Here is an 18,354-nt window from a genome sequence, read left to right as displayed (position 1 = left end):
CATTACGGCTTACTGAATTTAATTTAAATTAAAACAGTGGTTTATGTTTGTTTTGTTATTGGTTGTTTCGAGCTTAATGTAATAGTTGGGTGACAAAGTCCGTCAATGAATTTGTCATATTCGTGTATGAGGTTATATGTTCTTTTAAAACAGAAAAATGAAACTTTATGTTTGAGATGGTAAATATAGGAAAAGAAATAATTAAATAATCATGTTTCCGAGGATATAAAATGTAAGGTACTTTTAATTAAACGAATGCTTGAATAAATTATGGAGTGTGAAAAAGTGCTATTTAAGCTACGCTGTCCTATATTCCAGGTAGCGTCTTGTTTATACAATGCGTTTTCTAGGCTTAAAACTGGTTTACGTACTGTTAATCCCTTATCAGTTTCTTAATTACACATATTGGCAATATGCTCGCCAAGTTACGTGTATTGGTGTCAATGAAAAACAGTATCTACGATAGTTCCCTCTGGGTTGGAACTCCCACTATGAATTTCTTTCATGTTCAATGTGAAACAATACCAATATTACTCAACTCGTGAAGCAAGTATAAAAAAGGACTGCTCTGGTGTTAGGCACTGCGACCGTCATTTTTAGTACGAACTGTTCGTCGTAAGTGCTGTGCAACCTAACGATTGGGAAAACCAAAAAACAAAAATGTCCCCATGCACAGAGTTAGGAAAAGTCTGCTTTATCTAAGGAAATAGGATACCAACTCACGATGAATAACGATTTCACATTTGCTATCAAAAGCATTCGCTTTGATGAGAATTACCAACCATCAGACAACACGCGAATCACTACCAACTTTGCTAATCTGGCTCGCGGAAACTACCGCCGAGAGAATCTGCGCAATGCACTCCGAATGATCGACAATCGTTTTAATGCGTTGGCATATTGGGATAACGCGCAAGGTGACCGCTACTCTGTTGAGCTTGAAATCATCTCTGTTGATATGGATATCCAAGGCAGTGGCGAAGCCTTCCCATCAATTGAAGTGCTCAAAACTAACATTGTTGACCACAACACTAACGAGCGCATCGAAGGCATTGTGGGTAACAACTTCTCTTCATATGTGCGTGATTACGACTTTAGCGTTTTGCTGTTGGACCACAACAAAAACCAGCCACAGTTCAGCATCCCAGCGAACTTCGGTGATTTGCATGGCAAACTGTTTAAAGCTTTCGTTAATTCTGAGTCTTACAAACAGCATTTCAAAAAGCTGCCTGTGATTTGTTTGAGCGTATCGGACAACAAGGTATACCGACGCACCGAAAATCAACATCCTGTTTTGGGCTTTGAATATCAGCCGAACGAATCTTCGTTGACGGAGCAGTACTTCAAAAAGATGGGCTTACAGGTGCGTTACTTTATGCCACCAAACAGTGTCGCACCATTGGCATTCTACTTCTTCGGTGACTTGTTGAACGATTATTCAAACCTAGAGCTTATCAGTACGATTAGCACGATGGAGACATTCCAGAAGATTTACCGACCTGAGATTTACAATGCCAATGCGGTTGCCGGTAATTGCTACCAGCCAAACCTAAAAAACCTAGACCACTCGCTAACTCAAATCGTTTACGACCGAGAAGAGCGCAGCCAACTGGCGATTGAACAAGGGAAATTTGCCGAGGAGCATTTCATCAAACCTTATCAATCTGTGCTTGAACAATGGTCTGCAAACTACGCGTAACCGACAACGAGAATCTAGAAAGGAATGACGATGAAAACACTATTACCGACTTCAACGGCTGGCAGCTTGCCGAAACCTTCTTGGCTAGCGGAACCAGAAAAACTTTGGTCACCGTGGAAACTACAAGGTGAAGAACTGATTGATGGCAAACGCGATGCGCTACGTGTCGCTTTGCAAGAACAAGAACTGGCAGGCGTTGATATCGTCAGTGATGGCGAGCAAACTCGCCAACATTTTGTGACGACCTTTGTTGAGCATTTAAGCGGTGTAGATTTTGAAAACCGTAAAACGGTGACCATCCGCAACCGTTATGAAGCAAGTGTTCCGACTGTGGTTGGCCCAGTAAGCCGCACAAAGCCCGTGTTTGTTGAAGATGCTAAGTTCTTGCGTCAGCAAACTAAGCAACCGATCAAGTGGGCGCTACCAGGCCCTATGACGATGATCGACACGCTTTATGATGATCATTACGGTAGCCGTGAAAAGCTGGCTTGGGAATTTGCGAAGATCCTCAATCAAGAAGCGAAAGAGCTTGAAGCGGCAGGTGTCGACATCATTCAGTTTGATGAGCCTGCGTTCAATGTGTTTTTCGATGATGTGAACGAGTGGGGCATTGCATGTTTAGAGCGTGCGATTGAAGGGCTGAAATGTGAAACGGCGGTGCATATCTGCTATGGCTACGGCATCAAAGCGAACACGGATTGGAAGCAAACGCTAGGCACTGAATGGCGACAATACGAAGAAGTATTCCCTAAATTGCAGCAGTCGAATATCGATATTATCTCGCTTGAGTGTCATAACTCGCGAGTGCCTATTGAGTTGCTTGAGTTGATTCGCGGTAAGAAAGTGATGGTTGGTGCGATTGACGTTGCAACCAACGAAATTGAAACGCCAGAAGAAGTGGCGAACACACTGCGAGAGGCATTGAAATACGTTGATGCCGACAAGCTTTACCCATGTACCAACTGCGGTATGGCGCCTTTGTCTCGTGAAGTATCAACCGCTAAGCTCAATGCGCTAAGTGCGGGAGCGGAGATCATTCGTAAAGAGTTGGTGGGTTGATATTAAGACTTAGGCTCGACACCATAAACTAAAGTTAGGGTCATTCCAGCGAGTTTAAACGAGACTAGGAATCTGATTACAGCTCGCTAGGAAATGGCGATAACTTTCGCACTTCAAAGCACGTGGTTAGTAGATCCTGAATCACGCTCGTCCCTCGCTGTTCAGGATGACGGATGTTGGGAGATACGTTACTCATGTACACAACTATTTGGTTTGTATCCAAAGTTGGGTCATTCCAGCGAGTTTAAACGAGACTAGGAATCTGATTGCAGCTCGCTGGGAAATGGCGAGGCTTTCGCACTTCAAAGCACTCAGTGGGTAGATCCTGAATCACGCTCGTTCCTCGTTGTTCAGGATGACGGATGTTGGGAGATACGTTACTCACATACCCAATTATTTGGTTTGTATCCAAGACTGGGTCATTCCAGCGAGTCTAAACGAGACTAGGAATCTGATTACAACTCACTGGAAAATGGCGATAACCTTAGAACTTCACAGCACTCGGTGGGTAGATCCTGAATCACGCCCGTTCCTCGCTGTTCAGGATGACGGTTGTTGAGATATACGTTACTCATGTACACAACTATTTGGTTTGTATCCAAAGTTGGGTCATTCCAGCGAGTCTAGGAATCTAGTAACAACTCGACGGGAAATGGCGATAACCTCCAAGCTTTACAGCACTCGGTGGGTAGATCCTGAATCACGCTCGTTCCTCGATGTTCAGGATGACCGTTTTAAATAAAAATGCCGCTCGCAGTAAAGTGAGCGGCATAGTTTGTTTTCCGTTTTCCGTTTTCCGTTTTCAGCCTCGGCCAAGGCTTAATTCAACTCCACGTTCCTCATCTCAGGATGCTTTAGCAACATCACACGAATCCAGTGATGCACCACCCACATCACCATCGCGGTGAGCAAAACCGCAACGAAAATCGAGCTGAAACGGTACAAGATCGAAAAGAACGCGTCTTTTTGTTCTGGCACCAACGAGGTCGTCAGCGGAACCGATAGGGCAGACATGGCAGAAAACGCGATAGCTGCTTTAATTTGCCCCTTGGTGAGCCACAAGCAGAATGGCCCCATAGCAATGGTAAAGGCGAGCCAAAAGAGTAGCCCATGCCCATACCAACTGCCCAATATGAGCTGAACAGCCATCCCTGCGATGCAGCCTAGTGCGGTGCCGATGATGCGGATTTTTGCCATGGCGAGCGAGCCCGCTAAAGTCATTGGGGTTAGGATGATCAAAATGGAAGCTTGTGCGGATAGCGAGTCATATAAGTCCGCTACTTGGAATGAGATAAATGCCGCCATCGCCACTACCCAACCCATGGCAACTTGGCTGATGTAGTCAATATCGCTTTTCACTGGGGTCGACATCTCAATGTGCTCGGCGGGGGATTTTGGCTCCGGGAACAACCAATACGCGAATGCGCAAACAAAAATATTGCTGAACGCCATCACCCACATGTTGACGTTGAACTCTTCAATATCCATGAAGTTATAGCTGGCAAAGTTCAACACAATTGAACCCACCAACAACCCCATGTAACCAAACAAATAGGTTTTCTGGTTCATCATTGCAATGCACTTGAACAGCATCATAATTCCGACGGCAACGGTCATTAATGTTGGATGAAACTGCAAGTATTCCAGCAAAAATGTGGCTTGTATGGTTGTCCACACCGCAGAGAAAAACACGATCAATAAAGCCGAAAGATTAAAGTGGTCCATTCTGCCCAATATAAACAGCGGCATCATGATGGCAAAAAATCCGTAAGACCAACCGAAGGCCATGCTTAGCGCAAGCCCTAAAGAGCAGCCGAACCAAATTCGTAAGGTTTTCATTGTCGCCGCCTAGTAAATGAAGTGGAACCAGCTTGCGAGGTGAACCTGTGCTTGCGCCATCCACTGCCAGAAAATGTTGTTGTCTGGGTACAAAACAATGGTAGCGCGAGAGCCGACAAACAGTGCTGGTGGTAACTCTTCGCTGCTGGTTAGGTTCACTCGTGTACGCTGTGCATCACGTACCCAGCGGTTGTTCACTTCCACTTTGGTTAGTGCGCCATTAGGCGTTTGTTGTGCGGCTGCTACACCGTAATCGCGGCTAGCTAAATCAAAGTCGTACACCGAACCTGGGTTGGCATCAAATGTGACCAAGGCGTGGAAAGTCTTGTCTACGTTCGCGACGGATTTTTCACGAAAATCAGCGGCTACCCAGAGTGATCCTGTTGGTACAAATGTCAGCAATGGCATGTTGGTGTTTGCCATCGTGCCAACTTCTAGTTGCAGGTTGGTCACAACACCATCACTGGGAGCGAGTACCGCGGTATTTGCCAAATCAAGTTGCGCCTTTTCGATCCCGTTTTTGGCAATTCGAACGGCGGTGCTTTGACCTTTTTGATCGCCTAATTGCGCCTCAATGACTTTTAAGTTTTGTCTTTCCGCTTTAAGCGCTGCACGTGATACCTGATTTTGGGCAAAGGCATTATCGAGTGTCGATTGAGAGATGACTTTCTGCTTCGATAGCGTCAGTAAGCGGTTGTACTCGCGGTGTGCATTATCAAATGTCGCTTGGGCGCGGGCAATATTGGCAAGAGCGGCTTCGCGTTGAGAATACAGCGTTGCTTCTTTTTCATAAGCGGATTGCAGAGACAGCTCCGCCTGTTCAAGCGCTATCTTGTATTTACGATCATCAATCGTAAACAACACATCGCCTTTTTGAACGGACTGATTATTTTCGATGAGAACGTCGGTCACTTTGCCAGATACCTCGGGCGCGACTTGGACAACGTATCCTTGCACTCGTCCTTCGGTCGTTAAGGGGGCGTGGCGGTCAGCAATGATAATGTACAAAAATAGTACGATGAACAGGACAATCAAAGTTCGCATCCAGTGTTTGAATTTTTGGTCAGCCGTCATTACAAGTTCCGTTAAACATATTGGATAGCGGATTATAGAGAAGTCACTCACAATTCAGTAGAATGATAATACGAACATAAATGACCTAAAAATAGGACAATGAACGTTAGTTTTGATGATATTTACCTATTCACTCAGACGGTGGTTCACGGCGGTATAAGTGCAGCGGCAGAGGCGAATCAACTACAACGCTCAAAAGTGAGTCGTCGCCTGCAAGAATTAGAGAAATCGCTCGGGGTACAGCTTTTGATCCGCACAACACGCAGCATTGAGTTGACGGAGCACGGGAAACGCTTGTTTGAGTTGGTGGGGCAGCCTATTGACCATATTCAGCAAGGTTTAAATGCCATGCACGAATATCAACAAGAGCTGACGGGCAAGGTGCGTTTAGCCATTCCTTCCGCATTGATGAGCTCTGCCGCGTTTAACGCGATCATCACCGAGTACACAACGCGGTATCCGGAGATTTCGGTCGAGATTGAAAACCATCAAGAGAGTGTCGATCTCAAGCGTCAATCGTTTGATTTACAGCTTCTTCCGAGCGTGGTCAAAGTCACCGATGACAGCTATGTGCAGTTCAGTCTTTTGCCTTATCGTAGTCACTTTGTTGCGTCAAAAGCCTATCTAGAATCGCATCCGCCAGTAAAAACGGTGGAAGATCTTAAGCTGCATCGCCTTTTAACTAATCGTTACAATGCCGATTTGCTCGATTCAGATCTGCATATCGCGTTGCGTTCGGATGACCTCAACTTGCTGCGCTCGATGGCGATAGCAGGAAACGGCATCGCGTTTATTCCTCAAATTCATTCCAAGCCTGCACTGAGAGACGGTTTGTTGGTCGAGGTGCTGCCTCAATTTGCGCATCCGAAGCAGCATCTTACTCTGATTTATCCCTCGGCCTTATTTCTGCCTAATAAAGTCAAAGCCTTGATTGAACTAATTCGAGAGAAATTTAAATAGTCAGTTCAAACCACACTTAACTAAGGGCAAATGTGTGAGCGAAGGTCATCTTTCTAGGTTTTATTGCTCTAACATGAAAAGGTTCTGATACATTAACTGTTGCTCAACTTGTTGAGTATGGTTTGTGGTCGCACAAGATAGGAGATGGAAATGTTATCGAAAGGAAACACGGGCCTGATTGTGGTGGATGTTCAGGGCAAACTCGCTACATTAATGCATGAAAGCAACGCACTGATTGAAAATATCACGAAACTGGTAAAGGGTGCCAAAGCGCTAGATTTGCCTATTCTGTGGCTAGAACAGAATCCAGAAAGGTTGGGCTCAACCGCGGAGCCGATTCGTGAAGTGCTTGAAAGCACGCATTTACCTATTACCAAGTACACGTTTGATGGTTGCAAAGAGGCGACGTTTAAGGTCGCGGTGGAGAACGCGAAAGTTGATACCTGGTTGGTTTGCGGTATTGAATCCCACATTTGCGTCTATCAAACCGCGGTTTCTCTGCGCCAGTCCGGTTATCGCGTTGAATTAGTCACGGATTGTGTATCTTCCCGAACCGCTGCCAATAAAGCGCTCGCTCTTGCGAAGTTAACCGCTAACGGTGTGGTGCTCACTGGGCTAGAAATGTGTTTGTATGAAATGGTCGAAGATTGCCGAGCACCTGAATTCAAAGAAATTCTGGCGCTCATCAAATAGTGTAATCACTGGAATCAACAACAACTTTATCTGAACACGCTATTCAAATTCTCGTTGATATCTTGGCAACATCGACTCGTTGCCAAGTAACCCGCCTTGGTGAATGTAAATCACCGTTTTATCTGTGTTCTCTTCCAACCAAGGGGTGAGGCATTGCCACATATACGGGTCGTATAACAGGTCAAATTCGAGGTCGGTTTGCTCAAAGAGCGCTTTCCATGTGATGTAATCTTCTTCGTACAAGCGACCAAAATGGTGTTTGTTGCGCACGGTTAAAATGGTTGGGTGGCTGTTTTCACCAAGCTGGTTGAACTGCTCAGTTAAGTAATCTGCATTGCCTACGCAAGGGCAAGTTAGCACTTCTATGCCGTGTGGGCTTAAATGTTTATGAAGATATAAAGCGGTCGTGCCAGTGCCTGATGGCAGGGCGACGGTAAACTGTTCTTTACCTCTCAATCGCGTCCAATCAAGAATTTCTCGTGCTAACTGTTTGATGCCAGCTTCAGCGAGGTGGGAACGTCCACCCTCTGGAATAAGCAATGTCGACTCATCTAATCTTCGTACCTGGTGGACGTATTCACTAGGGTGGAGTTCGCTACCGATGTCTTGCATGGCGGTGATTTTCATACCCAAATCGAGAGCGCCGCGGTAGTTTCCGATGGGGGAGCTTTTTAGCCAAGATGGAATGTGATGAACATAAAACTCAAATGCCCAACCTTTAATCTGGGCGAGAGCCGCTAGCGAGTACATGGCATTAGATTGAGCGGAGCCAAAGCTTATTAACGTGGTGATGTCGGGATTTTGCTCTTCCATTAACGTCATAAACTTACGTGCTTTGTTCCCAGAAAAGTGGGAGTGGAGCATGTCGTCACGTTTAAGGAAAAATTTGCGCCCATTAAAGCTATGTTGGGTGATAGGACTTTCTGAGAGTTTCATGTCGATGCTGACGGAATAAACCGTGTCACCTTTGCCATTTAAAAAGGTGGCACAGTGTACCCGTTATTGAATGAAGATCAAAAGTATCGAGATCTTGTGTTCTACATTTCTTCGTCTTGCGACTCGCCATCAGTTACCTCGGTTGAAAGATCGATAGTAGCCACGCAGCCGTCATTTGGATGTGTATCAATAGTGAATTGCCAGCCATAGCGTCGGCATAAGTCGTCCACAATCATGAGTCCCAAACCATGGCCTTCGGCATCTGGCACGGAAGAGAAGCCTTCGCCTTCATCTCTCACCGACAGTGTGGTATCGGTCATGGTGATATGAATCGTTCCCGCTGACGTGGCTGCAATGCCGTTGCGAATTAAGTTACTCAACGTAATGTTAAGAACTGCAGTGGTCGCTTTGGTTTGCGGATGCCCCAATATTTGTACATTAAATTCCAGCGATTTTTCATCGGCTTGCGCTTGGCTAAGAGCAACGATGTTGTGAAGCTCTTGCTCTGATATGGTTCGAACGGGGCTGTCGTCTGTGTTGCGTTCATATCGCACCAAACCCAACAAAGCATCAACCATGGTCGACATCTGCAAAGTGGCATCTTGAATACGGCCAATCTGACGTTCTTGAAACGATGTACTTGGACTTCTGGCTAGCAAGCTGCTTGAGCCTTTCATCACTGTGAGCGGTGTTCTCAGTTCATGGCTGGCATATCGTGCAAAAGCTTGTTCACGTTTAATCACTTGATTGATTTGATGTCGATATTCATTAAGCTGATTTGCGAGCGTTTGGAATTCATTTGCAGAGCCTTCAGGGACAACAAATTTTTGTGTAGTGTCACCTTGATGGCGGTCCAGTTGTGTTTTTAGGGCACTGACAGGTTCAATGAGACGCAGAGAAAGTCTCGATAATAGGCTGCCAAAAATCAAAAGTAACCCGATGACAACCGCCAGCACCATAACGAGAACAAACATGAACTCGTTAGATGTAATTTCTATCTCATCAATCAGAGAGATCAGAATAATAGGATGTTCCTCTCCATCTTGCGTGTAGGTGCTCATGTAAATCATGCGAGTGTCTGGTTCGTCAGCAACTTCAGCGAGAAAGTACTTTTTATCTTGGATGAAGGGTTGATAGAGCTCAGGGACGAGATTGATGTCGTTGTATGCCGTTGTCAGTAAATCTAGTTTGATGATTCCGCTATCAGGATGGTTTCGAAAGTGCTCAATCGCCTCTTTTTTATCGATCATAATACGTCGTTCACCGACGCGATCTTCCGACCATAATAGCGCTCCGCTAACCAATGCGAAGCATAGCAAGCCAATCACAACCGACACTAGAAGGAAGAAGAGTTCAAGGCGTCCGGTTAAGCTTTGTGTATTGTTAAATAAGCGGCGAATCATGCCCCGGGCTCCAATCGGAAGCCGACTTTTGGAATAGTTTTCAAAACGTGCTCTTTGAATGGTTTGTCGAGCTGCCCACGCAATTGATAAATATGGCTACGCAACACATCGTTATTTGGCTCATCTTCTTGCCATAATCGGAAAGCAATCTCCTCACGTGTGACCACTTCTGGCGCGTTTTTCACCAGCATTTCTAGAATCGTGTACGTGGTTGGATTCAACGCCAACAGCTTATCTTGACGGTAGGCTTGATGTGTTTTTTGATCGATAGACACTTCGCCATACTGGAGTTTGGTTGATGCAACCGTACCGCGGTAGCGTTTAATCAATGCAGTCATGCGTGCTTCAAGAATATCGAGATCAAACGGTTTGGTGAGGTAGTCGTCGGCGCCGTGTTGGAAGCCTTTGAGCATGTCGTCTCGGCTATCAAGTGCTGTCAGCATCAACACCGGAGTGTTATTACCTGCATCGCGTAGCTTGTTGCACAGTGTTAGGCCATCCATGCGCGGCAGCATGAGGTCGAGCAAAATGATGTCAAACGCATTATCCATCGCCAGTTTTAAGCCTAGCTCACCGTTGTCGGCATAATCCAGCTGCATGCCAGCACACTCAAAATAATCAAACAACATTCCCGCTATTTCACGATTATCTTCTACCAAAAGTACACGCTTCATTTATTCTTATCCAATCTCGATAAATTCGAATGTTGATCTTAACGAACATTATTCACTATAGGTGTGAAAAAGTTGTCGACGATGATTTTCTCACCTTTGTGTCGGTTTTCAATGTCTAGCTTGAATACCGTCTTATTATCCAAGTAAATCTACGATCTTTTGTTCATATCTATCAATTTCTCTTGATGTATAAATGGGGTAGATTATTTGATTCAGTTAACTCTATATAAAACATGAAGATACTAAATTATTTATGTGACCTTGAGCACATTGTTAGTAATTACTGATTTTTACTGACTCACTCATAGAAAAAGTTCTTACTTCTCTTAAATCCCTTTTTTAATTATGGTTATTGCTTTTAAATACAAACGCTTAGATTCTCCTTTTTGAGACAATTCAATTAAATCAATGGCTTCATGTATAAGCGAAAATCTGCATTATTTTATTTTTATTAATAAAACTACATTTTCTGTTCTTGCTCTGTTCATAAATGAAAGCCTTCCATTAACTTTACTTGTTTAAAATCCATGATCCTTCCAATGCTTAATGCCAGATAAAAATCAATTTGTGAGGCGATCATGTTTAACAGTATACGCACTCGAATTGCTGTCAGTGCGGGTGGGGCAATGGCCTTCACTCTATTGATTGCAATGGGTATGACAACCAATGCGTTCACTCAAGTGAATGAACAAATCACTACAAAAGTAAAATCTCAACTGACCGAAGCTACCACGACCGACCTGAGTAATACGGCGATTCAGCAAGGGCTGAATATTTCCAACCAGTTAGAACCAGTGTTGGCGAACTTAAAGCAAGCGCGTTCAATTATCGAATTAAGCGCAGAGACGACCGCGACGCCAGACATTATTGTTAAACAGTTTATTGCGTCGCTAGAAGCTCAGAACAAAGCTGTGTTTGCTGGTTACATGGTATGGGAAAAGCCATCGTGGGTTGAGCCAACGATTCAAGACAAAAGCCTTGGCTTTAATAGCGAAGGCTACTTAGCGCCATTCTTTTCGCCAAATTCGCACAACAGTTTTGATGTCGTGGCGATGGATAGCTTTAGCAATACTGAATTAAACAACAACGGTGAGCGTAAAGACGATTGGCACTTGATGCCTTACGAAACGGGCAAAACGTTCGTGATGGAACCGTACATGTATCCGGTTCGCGGCAAACAAGAACTGATCACGACCATTAGCCAACCAATCAAGTTACGTGGCGAGATCATTGGTTCTCTCGGTTTTGATTTGTCATTGAACGAGTTACAAAGCCAAAGTGAAGATTACGCGAGCGACTTATTTGATGGACAAGGCCGTATTCTGATTTCTTCGTGGAAAGGCATCACGCTGGCGAACAGCAGCCAAGCGGATCAAGTGGGTAAGAAAGTCTCTCATGAGTTGGCGTCTCAATGGGCGCGTATTCAATCCATTGCGAAACAAAAAGGCGCAGGCCTTGTGACGTTTGGCGGGGATGAGTATGCGATTACTGCAATTGAAACCAGCGATGCGCCTTGGATCGTTATGGTGTCGGTTCCCAGTAGCTTCCTTAAAAAGAACGTGGATGACTACGAGCGATGGAGTGAAGAACAAAGTGCAGAAGCTCTTGAAAAGGGAGTGTGGGCAGGGATTATTGCGGCTCTGATTGGTATTGTTGCGATGACGATGATCGCGACCTCGTTGGGTAAAGTGTTAACTAACTTAGTGGAGCGTTTTAAAGACGCAGCGCAAGGCGAGGGCGACCTAACTTACCGCATTGAGGTGAAAGGTAAGGACGAAACTGCCCAACTGGCGCACTGGTTTAATACCTTCCTCGCTCGCATTCAGGAAATGCTTTTAACCGTAATGGCGACGGCAGACCAAGTTGATAAAAACGCAAGTGAAGGCCAAGCTCGCGCGGCGGCTTCGAGAGATCAACTGAACGTTCAAGTGAACGAAGTCAACTCGCTAGCAACGGCGATTAATGAGATGAGCGCAACCGCACAAGAAGTGGCAAATTCTGCGGTACAAGCAGCAGCGGCGGCAAGCCAAGTTCAAAGCAATAGCGCGAATGGCATGTCGCGTATGGACAATGCTGCAAGCGCAGTGGATAACCTCGCTTCGCAAGTGAATGATGCACAGCACCAGACGCAGAATTTGGTGGCTTCAAGCACGGCGATTCAGGGGATTCTGAGTGAGATTGGTGGCATTGCCGATCAAACCAACTTGTTGGCTCTGAACGCTGCGATTGAAGCTGCGCGTGCTGGTGAAGCGGGTCGTGGTTTTGCTGTGGTAGCCGATGAAGTCCGCAACCTTGCAACGCGGACACAAGGCTCGACAGAAGAAATTCGTGCAATGTTGGCTCGTTTGGAGCAAGAAACGCAATCAATCGTCGTGTTGATGGAGCAAAGCCAGAAGCAAGCGGTGGATACCAATGAAGAAACACAAGCAGCGCAGTTGGCGTTGGCCGAAATCAACCAAGCTATTGAAGTAATTAATGATATGAATAATCAGATCGCTTCAGCGGCAGAAGAGCAAAGTTCGGTGTCGGAAGAGATCAACCGTAATGTGGTTGTGATTAATGATACGGCGATGGAAGTGATGGATACCATGTCATCCTCTGTAGCGATCAGTAACGAACTGACAGTAAAAGCCAGTGATCTTCACTGCGAGTTGAGTAAGTTCAAGTTGTCTTAATCAAGTAAGTGAGTTCAAGCCAGCTCACTCGGTTCATTTCCGGCAAAACGATTGGCGAGAAATATCGAACAAAACAAAAGGGCTCCAGAGTTACCTCTGGAGCCCTTTCTAGTATTTAAGTGCTGAAGAATTAACGACGCTTTGGTTTACGTTGACCAGCTGGTTTGCCTTGTCCTTGTGGGCGACCTTGACCTTGTGGCTTGCTACCTGCTGGGCGGTTTGCACCGTTGCCGCTAGGACGTTGGCCGTTGCTTGCAGGGCGTTGACTACCTTTTGAACCGCCTTCAGAGCGTTTGTTCAAATGACCACCGAAGCCCGGTTGGTTTTTGGTATGTTTGGTTGCAAAGCGGTTTGCCCCGTGACGACCAGATTTACGACGTTGTGCAGGTGTTTGTGCTTCAATGTCTTCCGCAGGAACGAGACAGCCTTGTTTGTCACCAATCAAATGTTTTTTACCCATGCTGATTAGGGCTTCTCGGATCATTGGCCAGTTTGCTGGATCGTGGTAACGCAACAGCGCTTTATGTAGGCGACGTTGACGTTCACCTTTTGCTACAGGTACATCTTCACGTTTCTTATACTTCACTCGTTTCAGAGGGTTTGTCTCTGAGTAGTACATCGACGTTGCGTTACACATTGGCGAAGGGTAGAAGTTTTGTACTTGGTCACACTCGAAGTTGTTTTTCTTCAGCCACAGAGCAAGGTTCAGCATGTCTTCGTCTTCTGTGCCTGGGTGCGCAGAGATAAAGTAAGGGATTAAGTACTGCTTCTTACCCGCTTCTGCGCTGTACTTCTCGAACATCTCTTTAAAGCGATCGTACGTGCCCATACCCGGTTTCATCATCAGATCAAGAGGGCCTTTCTCTGTATGTTCCGGTGCAATTTTCAAGTAACCACCTACGTGGTGAGTCACGAGCTCTTTCACGTATTCTGGTGATTCAATCGCAAGGTCATAGCGTACGCCTGATGCGACCATCACTTTCTTCACGCCTTCTACTTTACGCGCTTCGCGGTATAGGTCGATGGTGTGTTTATGGTCTGTATTTAACTTGTTACAGATGCCCGGGAATACACAGGATGGACGACGACAGTTCGCTTCCGCTTTTGGATCTTTACAACCTAGGCGGTACATGTTTGCAGTTGGGCCACCAAGATCGGAAATTGTGCCTGTAAAGCCTGGGACTTTGTCGCGAATTTCTTCAATCTCGTTGATGATCGATTCTTTCGAGCGGTTTTGAATGATTCGACCTTCATGCTCGGTAATTGAACAGAAAGAACAGCCACCAAAACAACCACGCATGATGTTCACAGACGTTTTGATCATGTCATACGCTGGAATTTTTGCTTTGCCGTACATAGGATGAGGAACACGCGCGTAAGGCAGACCAAACACAAAGTCCATCTCTTCGGTCGTCAATGGGATTGGGGCTTGGTTTACCCAAAGTTCACGATCACCATGGCTTTGAAGTAACGCTCGACCTGAGTACGGGTTCGTTTCTAAATGCAATACACGACTTGCATGAGCATAAAGAATGCGATCGTTTCTTAGCTTTTCGAACGAAGGTAAGCGAACCGCAGTTGTCGCAGCATCGTGGCGTGATGGGCGAATCGTGATTGGTTGTGCAACTGGCTCATCTTTTTTAGTTTCACACTGAGTTTCTACTTCGTATGGGTTCTTTGGTACGAACGCTTCTTTACGAGGTTTTTCAATGCGAGAAGAATCGATAACCGTGTAGCCTTCTGGCGCGGCTGGCAAGTTCACGGCAGTACCACGAATATTGGTCATGGTGCTGATGTCTTCACCATTTGCGATGCGATGCGCCACTTCTACAAGTGCGCGTTCTGCGTTACCGAAAAGTAGGATGTCTGCTTTTGCATCAAACAGTACCGAACGGCGAACTTTGTCTGACCAGTAATCGTAGTGCGCAACACGGCGTAGGCTGGCTTCGATACCACCTAAAACAATAGGCACTTCTTTATAGGCTTCACGACAACGCTGAGAGTAAACCAAAGTCGCGCGGTCTGGGCGTTTGCCACCTTCGTTGTTTGGTGTGTACGCGTCATCGTGACGAAGTTTTTTATCCGCGGTGTAACGGTTGATCATGGAGTCCATGTTACCCGCAGTGATCCCGAAGAACAGATTTGGCTTACCTAGCTGCATGAACGCATCTTTGTTTTGCCATTCTGGTTGAGCAATGATACCGACACGGAAACCCTGCGCTTCTAGCAGACGGCCAATGATAGCCATACCAAAGCTCGGGTGATCTACGTAAGCGTCACCGGTTACGATGATAATGTCACAGCTATCCCATCCTAGGGCGTCCATTTCTTTGCGACTGGTCGGCAAGAAAGGTGCCGTACCAAAACACTCTGCCCAGTATTTTTTGTACTCATGAATAGGAGTGATGTTATTGGTCATATTTTGCTCTCTGTTCCAGGGAGCGCGAATTATAGCGATTTGAGGATCAGGTATCTATACCAAACTCATCTATTCAAGCTTAGTTCATCGAGTTTTATTTGGTTTGCAAAAATATCAAGGCTATATCGGCGATTTTATGTCTAATATCACCTTGAAAGCCTCATGGTTATAGGTCGAGTCGTGAAAAATGTCGCAATGTTAATACAAACAATAAGCAATGGTGTGCTTATTAAAAACAACGCCTATAATCAAATTAATGCATAGGAAAATGCAAAAAGCCGAACAAGCTCTGAAAAGGTTCTAAGTCGATTGGCTTACGTTGCCAGAATCTATTTTACAAGAGGATCAGCAGGTCCCAAATGGAATAAGGCACGTTGACTACGAACCCTGAGCATGAGGCTAATTAAAAAGGGGGCTAGGGAATGAGTGACTCAACAACAATAGCACATGAAAAAGTGCAACCGACATCCAATCCGACTCCAGTGATTGAATGGTCTTACAAGATTGATACTCGCGAATTCGAATGCGACCAGCAAGGAATGGCAAATGCTTTTGGGTTAAATACGCCAGTCACCTGCTTAGATGATTTGTTTGAGCATATGCTGATGGGGCAACAGGAAACACTAAGGCAACGAATTTTAGAAGTGGAGCTCCTAGGTGGGCAAGGTCGTTTTTCTTGTTGCATGATGCTTAATGAAGCTCGCCTAATACATGTCACAATTAGCTTTGAAAAGCTCAATGAGCGTATTGTTCAAGGCTCTATCATCCCGCAATTGACGATCACTGGCTGCGAAGAGTTAGCGAAAATTCTCGAAACGATTTTTGATTTACCGAATGTAGGGGTTTTAGTCGCGGACGAAGACACCCGAATCTTAGGTTGTAACCGTGCCTTTGAATTGCAAATGGGTTATCAAAACCGTGATTTGGTTGGACTTAAAACCTATATCTTTAGCACATCTCACCATAGTCAGGCGTTTTACGACCAACTCTGGCAGCATATTGATGATGAAGGATACTGGAGCGGTAATTTATTGAGTAGAACTGCAAATGGTAGTAATCAGGCGCATCATCTTTGTATCTATCGGCTAACATTTCATTCTGGACGGATTCTTTATCTCGGCTTCTCTACTGACATTTCGGCTTCCTTGTTGTGGATGAAAAGTCGCTGTGAACAACAACATGATTGGTCAGCTTTTTTGCCTTCTAGAGAAGAGTTCGAACTGCAATTAGCTAATTTGGCGAACGAAAGTGGGAGTAAAGAACTCAATATCGTCATGACTCTCAGACCAAATTTTTCTGAAAAATGCTTACTTGAACAGCAACTAGGCTTCGCCGATTTTATTATGCGAAGCCGCTACACCAGTATAGCGGGTCAACTTTCTAGGGATGTGTTTGTTGTCTGTTTACAAACTCCTCACTGTCAATGGCTAAGTCCTTTACGTTTGATTCAAATTGCAATGAAAGGGTTCTTCACTGAGCTTAGGAATGAAATGGGAACAAAAATGCATACCACTATCGTTGAGGGACAAACGGGAGTGTCAATCCTCGGCTATGATACAAACAGGCCAAAGCAAGCGTTAGCGCATGCAGCCCAGGCGATGTTGTCCTCACTTTCTGGAGAAGGTGGCTATTTTAATTTTTATAATAGTGAGCTTCATTCTGAGTTAGTAAAACGCCAGCATTTAGAGGCGTTTTTGGAAGCGCAAATCGACAGTGGGCTGGTGGATGTTCATTTTCAACCAATAATTGATAGCCGAACTGGTAAAGTCGTTAAGTTCGAGGCCTTAGCGCGCTTTTATCATGAAAGTGATGCCTATAGCACTCAAGAGATGATTACTGTTATTGAAGACTTAGAGTTGATTGCGGCTCTAGATGATGAGGTTTGTCAAGCCGCGCTCAAACACTTTCCGCGCTTGCAAGACATATATGGCGAGGAAATAGGGTTAACCATCAATCGCTCACTGAATACTAAATTGGATTCGCTCCAGGTTCTTCAGCGTTCGCATGACCTAATTAAAGCCAGTGGTGTCGATCCTAAACGAGTCACGATTGAGCTGACGGAAACAGCGTATTTTGAGCAAGACGAAGAGCATACGCAAGCGCTAGAGCAAGTGCGCAAAGAGGGCATTAAAATTGCGATTGATGACTTCGGTACAGGGTATTCTTCTTTTTCTTACCTAGAGAAAGGGCAGTTTGATTTACTGAAAATCGACCGAAAATTCGTTAAGAACATTCAGCACGGTAATACCAGTTATAACATTGTCAAAATGGTCACTGATCTTGCTCAGCAAATGAATGTAAAAGTGGTTGCCGAGGGCGTGGAGTCAGAACAGGAGCTTCAAACATTGGCTGAAATAGGTGTGGATTACATGCAAGGCTTTTTGTTCTCTCGTGCTCGGCCTGTCGATTTGATGGAGAAAGCGGAAAGTTACGAACATTTGTTTTCGGGTGTTGCTGTCAAACCAAAACAAGATGATGTATTGCAATCACTGAGCCATGAAGAGGTCAGGCACCTTGATCCCGGGGAGCCATTATCGTTGGCGGTGGAATATATGAATTTAAGTCCAAGTTCGCCGTTGGTTGTCATTAACGAAAAGCGCTGTGTTGGCTTAGTTACCAAAGAGCAAGTTAACTTACACCTAACGCCTTCCATGGGGACCGAATTAGAGACTGAGCGAGAAAATTGGATTTGGAAACGTCCGGTGAACCAGATAATGAGCACGGAGTTTGTGCTCGTCAATGCGCACTTATCTGTTGCTGCTATTCGAGAACTAATCAAAACAGGCATTCGCTTCCCGTGGGTTTTATGTGATGAAAAAGAAGAATACAGAGGCGTGTTAACTCAAGAAGATGCGTTGAAGTATCTCGCTTCTTGTTGAATAAAAAGTCTCGCTGTTCTAGTACATTTGGGGATAGACTTTCG

12 protein-coding genes are annotated in these 18,354 nt (G+C 45.2%); 6 read left to right on the top strand and 6 right to left on the bottom strand.

All coding sequences use genetic code 11. The annotated features are described in order from the left end of the window. Positions 1-724: 724 nt before the first annotated feature. Both J8Z23_RS10570 and J8Z23_RS10565 read left to right on the top strand, forming a co-directional pair. The gene (locus tag J8Z23_RS10570) at positions 725-1,699 is read left to right on the top strand and encodes a DUF1852 domain-containing protein (RefSeq protein ID WP_017636059.1); all 975 of its coding nucleotides are present in this window, start codon (positions 725-727) and stop codon (positions 1,697-1,699) included. Between the two features lie 30 nt (positions 1,700-1,729). Then, positions 1,730-2,758 carry a methionine synthase gene (locus J8Z23_RS10565; protein ID WP_301659658.1) on the top strand — a complete coding sequence of 343 codons (1,029 nt, stop codon included), beginning with the start codon at positions 1,730-1,732 and terminating at the stop codon, positions 2,756-2,758. An 819-nt stretch (positions 2,759-3,577) separates the two neighbouring features. Here J8Z23_RS10565 and J8Z23_RS10560 read toward each other — a convergent pair. Both J8Z23_RS10560 and J8Z23_RS10555 read right to left on the bottom strand, forming a co-directional pair. Then, entirely contained in the window at positions 3,578-4,597 is a 1,020-nt protein-coding gene (locus J8Z23_RS10560) for a DUF2955 domain-containing protein (protein WP_434633424.1), read from the bottom strand. Between the two features lie 9 nt (positions 4,598-4,606). After that, the gene (locus J8Z23_RS10555; RefSeq protein WP_301659656.1) at positions 4,607-5,671 is read right to left on the bottom strand and encodes an HlyD family secretion protein; all 1,065 of its coding nucleotides are present in this window, start codon (positions 5,669-5,671) and stop codon (positions 4,607-4,609) included. 99 nt (positions 5,672-5,770) lie between these two features. Between J8Z23_RS10555 and J8Z23_RS10550 the strand changes: the two genes are divergently transcribed. Together J8Z23_RS10550 and J8Z23_RS10545 are read left to right on the top strand one after the other, a co-directional pair. Continuing rightward, complete coding sequence (locus J8Z23_RS10550) at positions 5,771-6,631, top strand: LysR family transcriptional regulator (RefSeq protein ID WP_140208613.1); 861 nt, start codon at positions 5,771-5,773, stop codon at positions 6,629-6,631. A gap of 150 nt (positions 6,632-6,781) precedes the next feature. After that, positions 6,782-7,324, top strand: a complete 543-nt coding sequence (locus J8Z23_RS10545; RefSeq protein ID WP_167394169.1) for an isochorismatase family protein — start codon at positions 6,782-6,784, stop codon at positions 7,322-7,324. 39 nt (positions 7,325-7,363) lie between these two features. Here the strand turns inward: J8Z23_RS10545 and J8Z23_RS10540 are convergent, their stop codons facing one another. The 3 genes from J8Z23_RS10540 to J8Z23_RS10530 form a co-directional block, all read right to left on the bottom strand. Then, positions 7,364-8,260, bottom strand: coding sequence for a 1-aminocyclopropane-1-carboxylate deaminase/D-cysteine desulfhydrase (locus tag J8Z23_RS10540; RefSeq protein WP_031823130.1), 897 nt, complete (start codon positions 8,258-8,260; stop codon positions 7,364-7,366). 101 nt (positions 8,261-8,361) lie between these two features. Beyond that, entirely contained in the window at positions 8,362-9,663 is a 1,302-nt protein-coding gene (locus J8Z23_RS10535) for a sensor histidine kinase (protein WP_065646063.1), read from the bottom strand. Continuing rightward, on the bottom strand, positions 9,660-10,337 hold the full coding sequence (locus tag J8Z23_RS10530) for a response regulator transcription factor (protein WP_048625732.1): 678 nt from the start codon (positions 10,335-10,337) through the stop codon (positions 9,660-9,662). Before J8Z23_RS10530 ends, J8Z23_RS10535 begins: the two co-directional genes overlap by 4 nt. 578 nt (positions 10,338-10,915) lie before the next feature. Between J8Z23_RS10530 and J8Z23_RS10525 the strand changes: the two genes are divergently transcribed. Continuing rightward, positions 10,916-13,012: a methyl-accepting chemotaxis protein gene (locus tag J8Z23_RS10525; protein WP_301659655.1), complete on the top strand. Its 2,097-nt coding sequence runs from the start codon at positions 10,916-10,918 to the stop codon at positions 13,010-13,012. Between the two features lie 130 nt (positions 13,013-13,142). On the opposite strand, the gene J8Z23_RS10520 is transcribed toward J8Z23_RS10525, so the two are convergent. Then, complete coding sequence (locus J8Z23_RS10520) at positions 13,143-15,431, bottom strand: YgiQ family radical SAM protein (protein ID WP_253644754.1); 2,289 nt, start codon at positions 15,429-15,431, stop codon at positions 13,143-13,145. Between the two features lie 422 nt (positions 15,432-15,853). On the opposite strand from J8Z23_RS10520, the gene J8Z23_RS10515 reads away from it, so the two are divergent. Further along, positions 15,854-18,310, top strand: a complete 2,457-nt coding sequence (locus tag J8Z23_RS10515) for an EAL domain-containing protein (protein WP_258686124.1) — start codon at positions 15,854-15,856, stop codon at positions 18,308-18,310. Positions 18,311-18,354 lie beyond the last annotated feature (44 nt).

The sequence above is a fragment of the Vibrio sp. SCSIO 43086 genome, from assembly GCF_051132235.1.
GTDB classification, from domain to species: Bacteria; Pseudomonadota; Gammaproteobacteria; order Enterobacterales; family Vibrionaceae; genus Vibrio; species Vibrio diabolicus.
The sequence above is the reverse complement of the archived record's forward strand: the minus strand, read 5'-3'. Positions and strand labels throughout refer to the sequence as shown.